Origin of the sequence: Gracilibacillus salinarum (assembly GCF_022919575.1) — a bacterium.
Classification (GTDB): Bacteria; Bacillota; Bacilli; order Bacillales; family Amphibacillaceae; genus Gracilibacillus; species Gracilibacillus salinarum.
Genome location: NZ_CP095071.1, coordinates 4,044,465 through 4,060,003, shown reverse-complemented (window position 1 = coordinate 4,060,003; position 15,539 = coordinate 4,044,465). Strand labels below are relative to the sequence as shown.

The 15,539-nt window shown below is 40.7% G+C and carries 18 protein-coding genes and 1 pseudogene; 4 read left to right on the top strand and 15 right to left on the bottom strand.

Annotation, left to right across the window (positions count from 1 at the left end; translation table 11 throughout):
* Window positions 1–11: 11 nt before the first annotated feature.
* From MUN87_RS19190 to MUN87_RS19150, 9 genes are all read right to left on the bottom strand, one after another.
* Entirely contained in the window at window positions 12–170 is a 159-nt protein-coding gene (locus MUN87_RS19190) for a hypothetical protein (RefSeq protein WP_244742956.1), read from the bottom strand.
* 69 nt (window positions 171–239) lie between these two features.
* Complete coding sequence (locus MUN87_RS19185) at window positions 240–794, bottom strand: alpha/beta fold hydrolase (RefSeq protein ID WP_244742954.1); 555 nt, start codon at window positions 792–794, stop codon at window positions 240–242.
* Between the two features lie 2 nt (window positions 795–796).
* Window positions 797–1,069 (bottom strand): alpha/beta fold hydrolase, encoded by a 273-nt coding sequence (locus MUN87_RS19180; RefSeq protein ID WP_244742951.1) that lies wholly within the window; start codon window positions 1,067–1,069, stop codon window positions 797–799.
* Between the two features lie 300 nt (window positions 1,070–1,369).
* Window positions 1,370–2,119, bottom strand: a complete 750-nt coding sequence (locus MUN87_RS19175; RefSeq protein ID WP_244742948.1) for a tyrosine-protein phosphatase — start codon at window positions 2,117–2,119, stop codon at window positions 1,370–1,372.
* A gap of 18 nt (window positions 2,120–2,137) precedes the next feature.
* Window positions 2,138–2,935, bottom strand: a complete 798-nt coding sequence (locus MUN87_RS19170; protein WP_244742946.1) for a PhnE/PtxC family ABC transporter permease — start codon at window positions 2,933–2,935, stop codon at window positions 2,138–2,140.
* A 26-nt stretch (window positions 2,936–2,961) separates the two neighbouring features.
* Complete coding sequence (gene phnE, locus MUN87_RS19165; RefSeq protein ID WP_244742943.1) at window positions 2,962–3,759, bottom strand: phosphonate ABC transporter, permease protein PhnE; 798 nt, start codon at window positions 3,757–3,759, stop codon at window positions 2,962–2,964.
* Window positions 3,756–4,586 carry a phosphonate ABC transporter ATP-binding protein gene (gene phnC / locus MUN87_RS19160; RefSeq protein ID WP_244742940.1) on the bottom strand — a complete coding sequence of 277 codons (831 nt, stop codon included), beginning with the start codon at window positions 4,584–4,586 and terminating at the stop codon, window positions 3,756–3,758. The genes phnE and phnC overlap by 4 nt, the downstream gene beginning before the upstream one ends.
* On the bottom strand, window positions 4,586–5,524 hold the full coding sequence (locus MUN87_RS19155) for a phosphate/phosphite/phosphonate ABC transporter substrate-binding protein (RefSeq protein WP_244742937.1): 939 nt from the start codon (window positions 5,522–5,524) through the stop codon (window positions 4,586–4,588). Before MUN87_RS19155 ends, phnC begins: the two co-directional genes overlap by 1 nt.
* 986 nt (window positions 5,525–6,510) lie before the next feature.
* Window positions 6,511–7,344: an AraC family transcriptional regulator gene (locus tag MUN87_RS19150; RefSeq protein WP_244742935.1), complete on the bottom strand. Its 834-nt coding sequence runs from the start codon at window positions 7,342–7,344 to the stop codon at window positions 6,511–6,513.
* A gap of 113 nt (window positions 7,345–7,457) precedes the next feature.
* On the opposite strand from MUN87_RS19150, the gene MUN87_RS19145 reads away from it, so the two are divergent.
* From MUN87_RS19145 to MUN87_RS19135, 3 genes are all read left to right on the top strand, one after another.
* A complete protein-coding gene (locus MUN87_RS19145; protein WP_244742932.1) occupies window positions 7,458–8,450 on the top strand; it encodes a Gfo/Idh/MocA family protein in 993 nt (330 codons plus the stop codon).
* A gap of 15 nt (window positions 8,451–8,465) precedes the next feature.
* Window positions 8,466–9,410, top strand: a complete 945-nt coding sequence (locus tag MUN87_RS19140; protein WP_244742930.1) for an aldo/keto reductase — start codon at window positions 8,466–8,468, stop codon at window positions 9,408–9,410.
* 348 nt (window positions 9,411–9,758) lie between these two features.
* A complete protein-coding gene (locus MUN87_RS19135) occupies window positions 9,759–10,607 on the top strand; it encodes a CvfB family protein (protein ID WP_439649636.1) in 849 nt (282 codons plus the stop codon).
* Between the two features lie 219 nt (window positions 10,608–10,826).
* Here MUN87_RS19135 and MUN87_RS19130 read toward each other — a convergent pair whose 3' ends face one another.
* Both MUN87_RS19130 and MUN87_RS19125 read right to left on the bottom strand, forming a co-directional pair.
* Window positions 10,827–11,282, bottom strand: a complete 456-nt coding sequence (locus MUN87_RS19130; RefSeq protein ID WP_244742927.1) for a VOC family protein — start codon at window positions 11,280–11,282, stop codon at window positions 10,827–10,829.
* A 146-nt stretch (window positions 11,283–11,428) separates the two neighbouring features.
* Window positions 11,429–11,728, bottom strand: a complete 300-nt coding sequence (locus MUN87_RS19125) for a hypothetical protein (protein ID WP_244742924.1) — start codon at window positions 11,726–11,728, stop codon at window positions 11,429–11,431.
* 191 nt (window positions 11,729–11,919) lie between these two features.
* Between MUN87_RS19125 and MUN87_RS19120 the strand changes: the two genes are divergently transcribed.
* A complete protein-coding gene (locus MUN87_RS19120) occupies window positions 11,920–12,399 on the top strand; it encodes a hypothetical protein (protein ID WP_244742922.1) in 480 nt (159 codons plus the stop codon).
* Window positions 12,400–12,499: 100 nt separating this feature from the next.
* Here MUN87_RS19120 and MUN87_RS19115 read toward each other — a convergent pair whose 3' ends face one another.
* From MUN87_RS19115 to MUN87_RS19100, 4 genes and pseudogenes are all read right to left on the bottom strand, one after another.
* Complete coding sequence (locus tag MUN87_RS19115) at window positions 12,500–13,192, bottom strand: alpha/beta hydrolase (RefSeq protein WP_369414032.1); 693 nt, start codon at window positions 13,190–13,192, stop codon at window positions 12,500–12,502.
* A 48-nt stretch (window positions 13,193–13,240) separates the two neighbouring features.
* A complete protein-coding gene (locus tag MUN87_RS19110; protein ID WP_244742919.1) occupies window positions 13,241–13,417 on the bottom strand; it encodes a hypothetical protein in 177 nt (58 codons plus the stop codon).
* Window positions 13,418–13,494: 77 nt separating this feature from the next.
* Window positions 13,495–14,332: pseudogene (locus tag MUN87_RS19105) on the bottom strand (macrolide 2'-phosphotransferase).
* A 116-nt stretch (window positions 14,333–14,448) separates the two neighbouring features.
* Window positions 14,449–15,516, bottom strand: coding sequence for an NAD(P)H-dependent flavin oxidoreductase (locus MUN87_RS19100; protein WP_244748013.1), 1,068 nt, complete (start codon window positions 15,514–15,516; stop codon window positions 14,449–14,451).
* Between the last annotated feature and the right edge of the window lie 23 nt (window positions 15,517–15,539).

Below are 15,539 nucleotides of genomic sequence, written 5' to 3'. Positions count from 1 at the left end.
GCTGATAAGGATTAAGCTGTTTTTTTCATATCTTCCGTCTCGTCCACATGATTTATATGCTGCCTTTTTACATCCCAATAGTAAATGCGGGGCAGGCCTGTTAGTATCCAATACTCATGCAATAACGTCGAACTGACAAATACGATCATCGTCCAGTCTAGTGACTTCATCAGCATCTCTCCCTTCAGAACTATTTTATGGCGAAGGGAGGTTGTCTAAGAACGAATGATTAATCTATTCTAATCTAGCAAAAATGCTTTGATTTTAACTAAGCATTCCTCATCTTCCCAATGCATATAATGTTGCGTATCCATTTTAAACAGTTCGATATTTTGATTTGGCTGCAAATGTTCGATTTCCTTAGCCGTTACTTGTTCTTCTTTCATGTTCTTATCTTTGAAGGAAGCATAGATAAGTAAACAAGGGGCAGTTATGCGATGAAGCAGTTTAGGTAAATGTAAACGATAGTAGCCAAACAGCAAACGGATTCCTTCCCTGTTAACGGGCACTTCTTCACGGAATGCCTTTCTTATGTAATCCGATTCTTCAAGATAAAACCTGTCACAAAATTTCTCCATGGATTGTTCCTTTTCTACCTCCGACTCTACTGCTAGAAAAGGTTTTTCTATTATTTTGACAAAGGCGTTACCAAACACACTCTCAAATACACTTACCAAGGGAATTGCAAATCGAAATAGACCATACTCTTTCGGGAACAAGGGCATTTTTTTGTGACCTTGGTCCAATAATACTATCTTCGCCACATGATCTGGATATAATGTCGCAAAGCACATCACTAATCCCGCCCCAGCGAATGCCCCACAAATACTGCTTGATCGATTTGATGGTGATCGATGTACACCTTTATCCACTGGGCAATTTTAGCAACGGTAACTTTGTCTGATATCCCTTCACTTTTTCCGATACCGGGAAGATCTACTAAATGACACTCATATGTATCTGATAGATATTCAGCTATATTTAACCCTTCTATACCGGGAAAACCTGTCGCAGGTAAGAAAATTAAAGGCTCGCCCTTTCCTATAATGGTAGAATGATAGTTTTCCATAACAGTTACACCACCAAGCATATATAATTATGACTATTTTACCATAAATATATATTGGACTGGGAATATTATTGCCACTGCGGATTTTCTTTCGGTCATTACTGCTTTGATGTGGGGCTCTTTTGATCGAATGTGGCCTTCTTTCGTTCATAACTGCTTTGATTTGAGGCTCTTTTGGTCGAATGTGGCCTTCTTTCGTTCATAATGCTTTCAAATAAAATTCTTTTGATCGAATTGCATTAAAATCAAAATAAAAAAGCTTACAAACATCCCTAACACTTGTCTGTAAGCTTTTCAAAATTATATAGTCACAACTGAACCCTTATCAATCAATCGATTCTTCACCAGTGTAATGACTTCCTGTTCCACGCCTTTAGCTAATAAATACTGTTCAACCGTTTCATATGTAGCTGTGAGATACTCGTACGTTTTCTCCATGTACTCCCCTTTCGAGTACATATAATCTACCGGAATACCTTCAGGGAGATCCTCTTCTGTGTGCATCGTCTTTAGGTTGGTATAACTCACTTCATAATTGGAGATGATGTCCTTTTTCTCGACGCCGGCTAAGCTCAGAAGCATCATGGCCAGGATTCCCGTTCGGTCTTTACCGCCTGCGCAATGAAAGATAATTCCGCCTTCCTCAGCATGTGCGATACGATAGAAAATGTCATGGAGCACTTTATTATCTTCCAGTAATTCAATGTAAAAGTCTCCCATGAATCGTTTTTCTGTAGTGGAATAAGTAATATTAGATACCTGCTTCGTGATAAACGGAAAATTGTAATAGTGACAGAAATCCTCCTTCACTAATGCATTAGGTTTTGCCACGATTTCATCTTCACCACGTAAATCGATGACCGTCTTCACGCCGTACTCATTTAAAAAAGTGATATCCTCTTCGGTTAACTTGCTCATATCACTGGATCGTAATAGTTCGTGCCATTTTGTCTGCTGACCATCCGCTGTACTGTAACCGCCTAGCTCACGGCAATTGTCGACGCTCACTAATGGCAAACGAACCCAATTTAATTTTGCATTCTTGATCATATCTTCTTTTCCTCCTGTTTATCTGCTTTCCCCATACTTCACCATGGTCTTCAGCTTTGTCATCGAGAATTCCAGCACTAACATCAGTAGACAGATAACAATCAGAATCGTCGTCGTTTGGGCATAATCATAAGCACCAATCGCTTTTGTCAAAAGCAGCCCAATACCACCGACACCGATAATACCTAAACCGATCGACTCCGCTACGTCCCCTTCAAAGCGGACAGTAATCCAACCGAAGAAAGAAGTAATACAAAGTGGAATTAAACCGTGAAAAACAATATTGAACCAAGACGCCCCTGTTGACCGCATCGCTTCAACAATATCGGTACCGACTTCTTCAATACTTCCGGTAAACAATTTAATCAGATAACCGATCGAAGATAACAACATGGCGATGAAACCTGATGTATAGCCAAATCCGAGACTGGCGATGACCATTAATCCCCAGACAAGACCGGGCACCGAACGGATTACCGCAAAAAAAGCTTTAATAAAATTGGCCAGATAGTTGCTTGGCGTAATGTTTCTTGCTGCCAAAAAGCTCAACAGCATGGCAATGATAACCGATACCACTAATGTCAGAAAAGCAAGTGATAAACTGGTCAAACAAGCTAGTAAAGCATTTGGGATAACACTTAAATCGATCACCATCATTCTCCCGATCACAGCTGGCACATTTTCCAATCTTTCAAAGAATTTCTGAACATCTAGGTTAACGAGCTTAATCGAGCCAATAAACACGGTGACCAGGATAAAAGCAGTTAATATTGATTTGACGGCACTCCCTTTTGAAGTTACTCGTATACGCTCCATTATTTTTTCCATCCCTTACTATTGAGTTATGCAATTCGACTGCGAATCGAATTTGTGACGTATTCTGTTACTAAAATAATACAAACAATGACCGTGATGATCGTCAACGCCTCACCATAATTAAATAAATTAATATTGGTATCAATTAAGACACCAATCCCGCCGGCACCTACTAAACCGATAACAGTCGATGCACGAACGTTTATCTCAAATGAAAATAATGTCCAATTAATCCAGGCAGGTACAAATTGCGGGATGACACCATGAAATAAAATTTGAAAATACGACGCACCATTCGCCTGCAATGCCTCCAGCTTATCACCGGAAATTTCATCAATAGATTCTGCATAACTTTTGCCAAGAAAACCGACTGTTACGAGAATTAAGGCGATGACACCGACAATGCCACCAATGCCGAAAATATAAACCAATAATGCCCCCCAGATGATGAATGGAATATTTCTTAAGATTGAAATAAAACCTCGGACAAATACGCGTAGTGGTTTGAATTTATTCGTATGTTCCGAGATTAAGATACCTAAAATAAAGGCAACGATAGATGAAATATAAGTAGCAATCACGGCATATCCCAACGTGTCAATTACTAAAGGAATATATTCTTTGATATTCTCCAAATTCGCTGGGAAGAATTTCTGAAAGAAAAACATGATGAAATTTGGCAATCCCATTACCATGTCGATAAAACTTAATTTTAAATAATAGATACTAAAAATGCTGGCTGCCAACAAGGCCGATACCGTTATGATGGCTTTACTGGATCCGCCTTGTTTAATCGGAATTTGATTAGTTGATCGCATTTTCATTGTTCCGCTCCACTCACTTTTCCGTCTTCATTCGCAACCGCCTGAGCTGCTCCACCTTTATTTTGCAATGTCATTTGCGATTCTTTTCCTTCATAGATATCTCGTACCATCGAATCTGTTAACTGGGCCGGTGAGCCATCAAACACCACTTCCCCTTTTTTAATTCCGATAATTCGAGACGCGTATCGCTTGGCATAATCCACCTGGTGGAGATTGACTACACACGTTAATTGCTTTTCAATCGAAATACTGTGTAATTGTTGCATGACAATATTGGCAGACACCGGATCAAGTGAAGCAATCGGTTCATCCGCCAGTAAAATTTTCGGTCGTTGGAGCAGCGCTCTGCAAATACCAACTCGTTGCATCTGACCACCGGATAAGGCATCCGCGCGTTTATACATCTGGTCTTCGAGTCCGACTTTTTTCAGTAACTCTACTGCTTCTTGTTTATCCTGCTGGCTGTACAAACCTAGTAAACTCTTGTATAAAGGAGTATTGCTTAATTGGCCATGCAACACATTTTTAATCACATTGGTACGGCTCACTAGATTATAATGCTGAAAAATCATACCGATTTTAGAACGTTGATCACGCAATTTTCGCCCGCTAAATTTTTCCATATGCTGATTATCAAATACAATATCACCTTCCGTTGGATCGACCAGACGGTTGATGCAACGGATAAAAGTAGATTTCCCCGCTCCTGATGGGCCAATCACAACGATAAACTCACCAGGATAAAAATCTAGAGAAATGCCATTGAGCGCACGCGTTTCTTTTCCATATACTTTGACTAAATCTCGTATTGATAATACTGCTTCCATTATTCCTGCACATCCTCTAACGCATTAATGGTATCTAACATTTCGATTGCCGGATCATAATAATCCGCTTCGGTTGCTTCGAATCGAGTGCCCGCATCACCATGAAGTGCCTCAAAGTATTCTTCATTTTCAAATGATACGAAGGCATCCTTTAATGCTTTTTTGAAATCTTCCGGTAAGTCACCTCGAACAATATAAGATGCATCCGGAATGTTAGATGTACGGCCAATCACTTTGATATCATCTGGATTAAAACTATCTGATTCCCCCATCATTTCCATCACCTGGTGAGCGACAGCTGCTGCCTCGTAATCTCCCATCGCTACACCCATCAAGCTATTTGGGTGTCCTTCAGAAAACACGACATTTTCAAAGAAATAACCAGATTGTTCAATTTTGTCCGGATCTAAATCCAATTCCTGTACCAGCGTAGCCTTTGGATAAAGGTAACCAGAAGAAGAAGCGGCATTAACAAAAGCAAAGTTAGTTCCTTTTAAATCTTCTAAACTATTAATGTCCTCATTGTCTGCTTGTGTAACAAAATCAGTGTAATACTCGGTTCCTCCTGGCACGACAGGTGTAACTAATAATTCCGCGCCTGCCTTTTGTTTTGCCTGATAGTAGCTCATCGGGCTTGCCAGCATAACATCAAGATTCCCCGCAGCCATTGCTTCAATTCCAACTGCATAGCTTCCACCATCAAATTCCTGTACTTCGATACCAAGTTCTTCAGAAATATGTTCTTTTAAAGAAGTATGCATAGTCGCAGCTTCTGTCGGATTATTTTCGTCCGGCATCTGTACCAATGTAATCGACTCTGGCCATTCACCATTTCCAGACTCCGCTTCTGCTGTTGTGGCACCTTCTGCGTTATTGCATGCTGCTAAAATAAATACGAATAAAAGCGGTAAAACCATTCTTCCTAACAAACTTTTCATAACCTTCATCCCCTTAGATTAATTGTTGTTCGTTCAGATTTGTCATATTGTACGTAACTTGTATACAACTCAAATACAATTTCCTTACACTGATAAATATACAGGCGAATTGTTAAGTAAGTGTTAATCTATTGAAAATGTTCTATTAAGTTTGGAGAGTGGTTGATCTTGGGAGTAGAGTGATAATAGACAGCTTAGAAAAGTGGTTTTACACAAGGGGAAATGATAATTATTTAATGTGCTAGGTTAGTGTTCCAGTCGGCTACAAAACAAAGCGCGCGCATGCTAGAATTACGATTCCTGTAGTGCCCAATGAAATCTCGATGTGTTGCTCCCTGCTTTTGGCTCCTTTCTGCTTAAACGATACAAATCTTGATGTGCTGCTCCCTACTTTTGGCTCCTTTCCGCTTAAACGATACAAATCTCGATGTGCTGCTCCTTACTTTTGGTTCCTTTCCGCTTAAACGATACAAATCTTGATGTATTGCCCCCTGCTTTTGGCTCCTTTCAGCTTAAACGATACAAATCTTGATGTGTTGCTCCCTACTTTTGGTTCCTTTCCGCTTAAACGATACAAATCTTGATGTGCTGCTCCTTACTTTTGGTTCCTTTCCGCTTAAACGATACAAATCTTGATGTGTTGCCCCCTGCTTTTGGCTCCTTTCCGCTTAAACGATACAAATCTTGATGTGTTGCTCCCTACTTTTGGCTCCTTTCCGCTTAAACGATACAAATCTCGATGTGCAGCTCCCTGCTTTTAGTTCCTTTCCGCTTAAACGAGATACAAATCTTGATGTGTTGCTCCCAACTTTTGGTTCCTTTCAGCTTAAACGATACAAATCTCCATGAATTGTTTTTCTTAGCTAATGCTTACCAATATTACTTTTAGCTCATACGCAGGACTGCAGTGAAGCGATTCATAGGAGCTTTTCTGTGGCATAAAAAAAGAGCATTCTCAAATAAAAATGCTCTCTTACAGTTTGCTCTCACACATACATTTGCCGATACTTCGTTGGGGTGATTCCTTCATTCTCCAGAAATAGCTTATTAAAATAGCTCGGGTTGGGATAACCGGAGCGTTCGGCGATTTCTTTGACGGTGAGATTTTTTTCTTCCAGCAGTAATTGTTTACTCCATTGTAAACGACATAAGGTGACAAAGGTCATCGGCGTCATTTTGGTGACACGTTTGAACAATCTGCAAAAATAATACGTACTTACTCCTGTTTCGGCTGCCCAATATTCCAAGTCGAATGGTTCGGGTGCCTTCTCCTGCATTTTCGGCAAAAGGGATTGGATCCGCAAATCAATTTCCTGATTTGATTTTGATTCCCTTGGAACGGCTTGGTTAGTAAAACAGGACAAGAAGGAATACGTAAGAGTGGATAATTGTGATAATTGCAAAAAGCTGTTCTCCTCTGCTTCCTGCAACAATAACTCATGCTCCTTCACCAGCCTTATCAAATCTGGTAATCGCCACAAGGTAAAACGACCAAAGCCAATCTCTGACAAAAAGTTAGTTAACGTACTTCCGTAAAAATGAACCCATCTGACGCTCCACGGATCAACCGAACTGCTAAAATAAGTCTGTTCCTGCTGCGGGAAATAAAGAAAGGCATCCCCTTTTTGCAGCGTAAATTGCTTACCATCCATTTCTACAAAACCAGTACCAGCAAGAACAATATGAATACTAAAATTATCTAACGAACCCGCCTCACGATAGACCTGATGATCTGCAGCCATCTGATAAGCACCGACTGATTCCGGAAGGATCATATAGGCATGTTTTTTTAACGTTGGTAATAGCACTTGACGATTCATCGCTCCCCCTCTTTCTCAGGACAATATTGTGTTATCTTATTGCAAAAAGCTTCTATTTTCATTTTAATCACAATCGCTTATAATAACAACAAAGTTATACAGGAGGTACAAACATGACGATTAAATGGGGAGTTATCAGCACAGCAAATATCGCAAAAAAAGCCGTTATTCCTGGCATCAAACAATCCAAAACAGGTGAAGTCTATGCCATCGCCAGCCGTAATCTGGACCATGCAACAGAAGCCGCTAAAGAGTTAGAAATTCCGGTTGCCTATGGAAGCTATGAAGCATTAATACAAGATAGCAAAATTGATGCCGTTTACATTCCATTACCTAACCACCTGCATAAAGAATGGGCGATCAAAGCAATGGAAGCTGGTAAGCATGTATTATGTGAAAAGCCAATTGCTTTAGACGCTAAGGAAGCAGAGGAGATGGAAACAGCCAGCCGAAAAGCAGGAGTCGTTTTGGCAGAAGCCTTTATGTACCGGTATCATCCACGATATCAAATGATCGAGGAAATCATTCAATCCGGTGAGATCGGAGAAATCCGCGGTATACACGGTGCATTCACCTTCAATAACGCTGCTGCAAAGGAAAACGTCCGCTATCGAAAGGATTGGGGTGGTGGTTCTTTATATGATGTCGGTGTTTATCCGATTAGTGCTGCGAGAATGATTATGAAAGCAGAGCCACAAGCCGCAACAGTCCATGCATTCTTTTCAGAAGAGCATGATCACGTCGATATGATGGCTGCGGGGATTTTAGAATTTGATAACGGGATTGCTCTAAGCTTTGATTGTGGCATGTGGGCTGCCTCTCGTAACCGGTTGGAGATTATCGGGACAGAAGGCCGAATCGAACTGCCATCCGCTTTTGTTGCCAATCAAAATGAGCAGGATCATTTTTACCTGCACACCAATAAGGGAACAAAGGAGATCGAAGTTCCACACGTCAATCAGTATGCCCTTCAGGCTGATGTGATTGGAAAAAGCATTCAAAGCGGTGAGGCATTACCATATCCAGCTGATGATGCGGTGTTAAACATGAAAGTACTCGACGCTTGCCTTACTTCTGCGGAGGAAAGAAGACGTGTTGAAATCTAAGGAGGTCGCTTAAAAATGAAAACGATTCAAATAAAAGGGCTTGATAAGCCTGTCACAACGTTGATTCAAGGCTCTGATTATTTTAAACCGAATGTGTATGAAAAAGTATGTCAGGTACTGGACCGGTATGTTGCGATTGGCGGGAATACGATCGACACGGCACACATTTATTGTGGCGGCGAGAGTGAAGTCGCAATTGGGATGTGGTTAAAAGAGCGCAATAATCGCGACGATATCGTTATTTTAACAAAAGGTGCCCATCACGATCAAAACGGACCACGCGTCAATGCCGACGCCATCCGTCAGGACCTTTTTGAAAGTTTAGAACGACTTGGCACGGATTATATTGATTTGTATGCTCTGCACCGGGATGATCCTGAAGTTCCCGTTAGCGAGATCATCGATGCGTTAAACGAGCAAATCAAAGCAGGTCGCATTAAAGCAATCGGCGGATCCAACTGGACAACCGAACGGATTCAGGCCGCCAATGAGTATGCCGACGCTAATGGCTTAACAGGATTTTCATTCAACAGTCCGAACCTCAGTTTAGCCAAGGCAAACGAACCTTTCTGGAAGGGATGTGTCTCCAGTGACAGTGAGGACCTACACTGGCATGAACAGACACAATTACCACTGTTATCATGGTCTTCTCAGGCAAGAGGATTTTTCACTGGACGATTTACACCAGAAGATCGAAGTAATCAAGACCTTGTACGTGTGTTCTATAGTGACGCAAATTGGGACCGGTTGAAACGAGCCGAACAATTAGCAGAGCAGAAAAGTGTGACAGCGATCCAGATTGCCTTAGCGTATGTACTGAATCAGTCTTTTCCCACCTGTGCATTGATCGGCGCCCAGAACGAACATGAGCTTCTCTCTTGCTTGGAAGGATCGAGCATTTTATTAACGAAAGAGGAAACGGCTTGGTTGGAGAATGGAAGTTTCGCAAAAAAACATTGACAATCCTTTTCTTTTATGAGATCATAATAAGGTTAACAAATATGAAGTAACTAATAAGTGAATCTGGCATTCTACGGAAAGTTTTTGAAGATGCTTATTCACACTGGCGCGACTTCGGGGTCGCAAGGACGTAAGAGCAGGTAGGGCTTACGTTGCTTAAGTTAGAAAATTACCAGTGGAACATGTACCGCGGTAAAGTGAAATTTGAATAATGAATTTCCCACCCGAGATTATCGGGATATAAAAATAATAATAAATCTTATGTGTTACTTTATAAATCAAAGGGGTACTCTTATAGTAAGAGTGCCCCTTTTCCAATACATATAATTGAAGAAAGAAGGTCTTAATATGATGAATCAAATCGGTACAAACCAGACACTGGAGGTACTGCGAAAAATAGATACTGGATATGTGTTAGAAGGAGACATCCTCCTGCACCATAACGAAACGGATAAAGAACTGGAAGCAGAGCAGTCTGTAGAAGTTTTTGTTTATCAGGATAAAAAAGGACAAACTGTAGCGACGACGCAATTGCCAGCGATTCAAATCGATACGTACGGATGGGCTGAAGTGGTCGAAGTCTTACCGCACTTAGGTGTTTTTGTTAATATTGGCACAACCAAAGAAATCCTCGTATCGAAAGATGATCTGCCATTATTTATTGACGTATGGCCGATCGTCGGTGATGAACTCTATGTTTCTTTAGGGAAAGATCGGAAAGGTCGCCTGCTCGCCCTACCGGCAACAGAAGGAATTTTTGAGAGAATGTTCGAATCAGCACCAGATGATCTATTAAACGACACGGTGAGTGGTCGCATCTATCGTACAGACAGAGAAGGGGCCGTATGTATTACTGAAGAAGGCTATCGCGGATTTATCCATCACACCGAGCGAAAGGGAGAACCACGTTTAGGTGAACAAGTAGAAGGACGTGTGATTGAAGTTAAGCATGATGGTACACTAAATGTCTCATTACGACCGTTGAAGCAACACAGTATGGGAGAAGATGCGGACGAGATATTGACTCTGTTAGAGGAGAACAATGGCGTTATGCCGTTTTCTGACAAAAGTGATCCTGAAGAGATTCGCGAAACCTTCAATATCAGTAAAGCAGCGTTTAAACGAGCACTCGGGAAACTAATGAAAGAAAGAAAAATTGAACAGCGCGATGGCAAGACCTACCTCATTTCGGAGTGACAGCAGTTGGGATTCACCTAGGATAAATGGATAGAGCGGGGCTATTGGACAGTCCCGCTCCTTTTTGTTTGCGGATTGTCCGTTTGAACGCTTCTATCGGACATCTCCTCTCCTTTTCGTAGGCGCATTGTCCGTTTGAACCGATAAAACGCTTTTCTCATCTTCATAGATAGAGTCAGCCCACTGGTCATAGCGGGCTGGTCACCTCCATCCATACTGTTATTCATCATTCTCTAAAAGTTCCGTAATTATCTTCAAGTCTCTAAATGTATCCATATAGGCATAGCGCCCACCTGGGTATTCACCCTTTTGTTCCAAAGGCATTCCATTCGCTTCCATTATTTTGACTTTCTCTTGTAAACCTCCCACAACAAAGGCAATATGATGCGGACCCTCACCGTGTTCATCTAAATATTCACGCCAGGTGCTCGGCTGCTGATCTGGTTCAATCAATTCCAGCTGCAAGGAACCCATATCAAAAAAGGCTAGCTTTGCTCTTGCAGCGGTGCTTTCACCTTTGAATTCCGTTTGAGCCAGTTCAGGTGCATCTGTTTGATTTATCTGCGGCTTCTCCATTCCAAAAAAATCTGCATAGGTTTGCGCTGTCTTTTCAATATCATGAACAAGAATCCCGATTTGAGTTATAACGTTTGTTCCTAATATATTACTTTCCATTACCATAACCTCCTGCTTTTCTGTTGTATAGTTCAAATCATCATTTCTAAGTAACAAAACTTGTTATTATCCATACATTCAACAAAAGGTTAAAAATTCCTGCTCGTAAGGAGTAATTTCTAAGAAAGAAATGATTCAGTAAGGTATTACGGACGATTAGGCCATGATAAATAGGTAATCGTGATTAAAAGTAGTATTGCAGGTACAATAAAAAGATATAAAATGGATACAACACCTAGTATAAAGGAAATAATCAACAAGATAAGTGAAGTCCGTTTATTGTTATTTATTTTAAAAGCTCCAATAATAGTTAAGATTCCACTAGTAACGCCAAGAAACCATATGTTACCCACAGTATAAGAATCATCAATAATAGCAGATAACTGTGCTGCAATTGAAATCAATATTGTTAGAAATCCAGCAATTAAAGTGAGTGCTCTCATCATACATTCCTCCAATAAATTGTTTTTATCTTTCTATATTAGACCAATAAATCCTGATAATGGTTCCCTCTTCTTTTTGGCACACTCTACAAGCCCTTTCATAGATTTAAGAATAAATTAAGAATTCCATAATAATGAGATAAGTATGAACGCTTATGATGGACTCACACCAAATGGAAAAGGAGTTTAACATTATGAAGCAATTATCATTTTTATCTGCAGCCTCTCATTTATGGTTACAGTGGATTATGTTAGGGAGTATACTGGTGGATACATTCATGCTCTATCCTAATATTTTTCACAACATTCCCGAGTCTTTTGAACTTGGCCTCGAGTTCATGGCGGTGGCCAGTCCACCTCTCGGAGCAGCTAGTATTATCACGGGTATATTAGCACTTATTTTTGCGTGGAAAGTTCGGCCTGCTCGATACTGGATTTTGTTCAGTATGCTGATGATCGTTTTGGAAGGGGCTGCTTCGATGATTTTTGAATGGCCGAGGAATACCATTATGTTTATTGAAGGGACCGAGGTTCATTCGGTTGCGTTTCTTAAGCAAACGGCGAATGAATTTTTAATGGTTCACGGGTTTCGGGTTGCGTGTAATATAGTTGGAGCTTTGCTGATGTTTGTTGGGTTTATGAAGTATTATAAGCATACTATGTTTACAAAATAATAAACATGATCAGTGCTTCTGAATTTAAACGGAAAGGAATTAATTCCAAATGACCAATGGGATTAATTCCTTTTTGCTAAATAATTTCGTTTCATTCGGATTAGTCTTCAAAGGCATTTTGCAGTGCCTTTATTCTCAAGGCCTTATTCTGAACTACTATTTCACTTGATTCAACCATATCATATCCATGGACCGTTCCTTTCGTTCGATTAAGTTGAACCGATACTTGTGCATTCTTTAAAGCTTCTGCATATTCGATTCCCTCATCTCGCAGACAATCGTACTCTGCTACTTCCACATAAGCGTTTGGCAGATTTTTGTGAGATTCAGCATCTATAGGTGAAGCATAATTGTCAGTTAATACATTCTTTAAGTATAAATCCCACATTTTTTTATTCAGTTTTGAATTCCACATTGGTGTATCATGGAACATTCTCATTGAATCCGTGGATTGCTTCTTATCCGTTACAGGGTAAATTAACAATTGAAAGTTTATGGTGAATTCTTGTCTGTCCCTCGCTAACAAGGCAACTCCTGCCGCTAAAGCACCATCGGCACTGTCGCCACCAATTGCAATCTTGTCTTTATTAATATTCAGTTTAGCAGCTTGAGAGCTAACCCATTTACAGGCTGCATAACAATCTTCTAAACCATAAGGAAATTTATATTTAGGCAATAACCGGTAATCTACAAATATAACCTTACAAGGTGTATTTAATGCATAATCTGCACATAAATTAATATGATAAGGTGCTTCTTTAATAGCAAAAGCTCCACCATGAAAATAGACAATCCAATTTTCAGTGACTGCATGAACAGGCTCATAAATCGTGATAGAGATTTAACCATTTTTATACCCTTTTATTTTCTCTTTTGATACTTTCCATTCATCAGGTAGATTTATTTTGTTATTTTTTCTTTGAACAAGCTTATTAAGGACTGGTAATAACATTGGATAAAAAGGAAGCCTCGTGCTTCTTAACTCATCAAAGTCACGATCGATATTATAATTAGTCAATATGCACAACTCCTTAATCTAGCTTTTATTTTCAAAACAGTGATGACAAAAATTGCAGTTAAATTCCCACCAGTACTCTATTCACTCCCCATTGCGTCTTTCGCCATCTGCTCATACTCTTTCAGACCAGAAGTAATCGCAAACTCAGCAACCGCTACAGGGTATGCAGCACTAAGCTCGATGATGTGCTCTTTCATGGAAGGCCAGTAAATCCCTCCCGCTTTCTTGTAATAGTTGATCAGTTTCGCTAAAGCACCTTCACCGAATACCTGGTATTGAAAAACAAAGTCACTTGATACATCGGTTACTTTCGCTTCGGTCCAGTCAATCAAGCCGACTACATTCGTATTTTTCTGATCTATCATCGTATGACCAGCATGCAGATCGCCATGAATCAGCCCAGTTTGGACAGGCCACAGTTCTTTATTATTCACCCATTGCTGCCAGCGATTCCACAAAGATTCGCTTACCCCGAACTGTGCTTTCACCTTCTCCATACGTTCCTTCATCGAAAACCTTGCCTCTTCTGCTGATTGAACAGATAGCCCGGCTTCAATGTGCCTCTTCCGCCGGTACGGTATGCAGCGCGGCCAATACGTTAGCTAACGTCTGGTGAAATGGTTCCGGGACATTTTCGTAATCCATCTCCCACACATAGTTTTGAATCTCTGGATCAATCGTTCCCGCAGGTGTGCCGGTTAATTTTTTGTAAGCAATGATGTCGTCTTCATAGATCGACCAAACCGGAACTTGAAAAGGAACGTGTTTAGCGATGAGATCCAGTGCTTTCTTTTCAGCAACTGTCCTCGGCATCACATCGTCACGTCTCGGAAGCCTTAACACCCACTCTTCTCCTTCAGTATCTTCCGCATAAGCAACCAAAAAATCTAAGCCTGACTCGTTGAATGAAATCATATTTACTTTCACTTCCAAACCATACTTCCTGGCTGTTTCTGACACTTGCTGTTTGTTCAAAATGATCACTTCCTTCTTCAGTTTTTATATAATAACAGAAAATATGCCCGTTTCGATCATCTGCTTTTCATTATCTCCTCTACCTGATCCGCAATGTCAGTGATAAGCTTTCCGACCGATTGTCTTTTGCTTAAGCGAGGTGATTGGCCGCTCCACATATGCATGTATTCCGAGCGATTCTGCTTAGCTGCCTCACTTCGAATCGATTTAGTCAAAGAATTTAAAATCGGGTAATCTGGCAGGCTTTTTTCATATGGTGTCATTTTCCTGACGAACTCATTTTGAATCCCTCTTGCCGGTTTACCGCTGATAACTGAAGTAATAACAGTTTGTGCTTCACTACTGTTCAAGATAGCATCGATATGTTGCTGTTTCGCACCACTTTCCAACACAGTCAGAAAAGCCGTACCCATTTGAACTGCTTGAGCACCTAAGGTAAGAGCTGCTAAAACACCTCTTCCATCCATGATTCCTCCAGCCGCTATCACAGGAATGTTCACCTGATCGACCGTCTGCGGAATAAGTGACATCGTTCCAACCAGTCCGTTCTCATATGTATTGGCGAACGTACCACGATGGCCCCCTGCTTCACTTCCCTGCATCACCACCATATCGACACCATTTTCTTCGTTGATGCTGGCTTCATTTACTGTCGTAGCCGTACCGATTACTATAATATTTCGCTCTTGTAATTTGTGAATGACTTGCTTTGACGGGACACCAAAAGTAAAACTGCAGACAGCTATTTTTTCTTGGAGAATAATTTCGAGCTGTTTTTCAAAAAGTTCTGTTGATGGCGCTGTGATCTCTGGTTCCGTTAGCTTCAATTCTTCGCGAAATGGCTGCAATAATTCATTGGTTTTTACGATCTCTCTTTCAGATACATCGGGTATTTCTGGAATAAAAAGATTGACTCCAAAAGGCTTATCCGTTAATTCCTTTATTCGCTGAATCGCTTCTTTCATTTGTTCGGCTCTCATATATCCTGCGCCTAATGTTCCCAGCCCGCCTGCACGAGAAACGGCGGCGACAAGCTCCGGTGTTGTTGGACCACCTGCCATTCCAGCCTGGATAATCGGATATTGAATGTTAAGTACTTGAGTAAATTGATTATCATTCCACATCATCATTCTCCTTTTCGATGGCT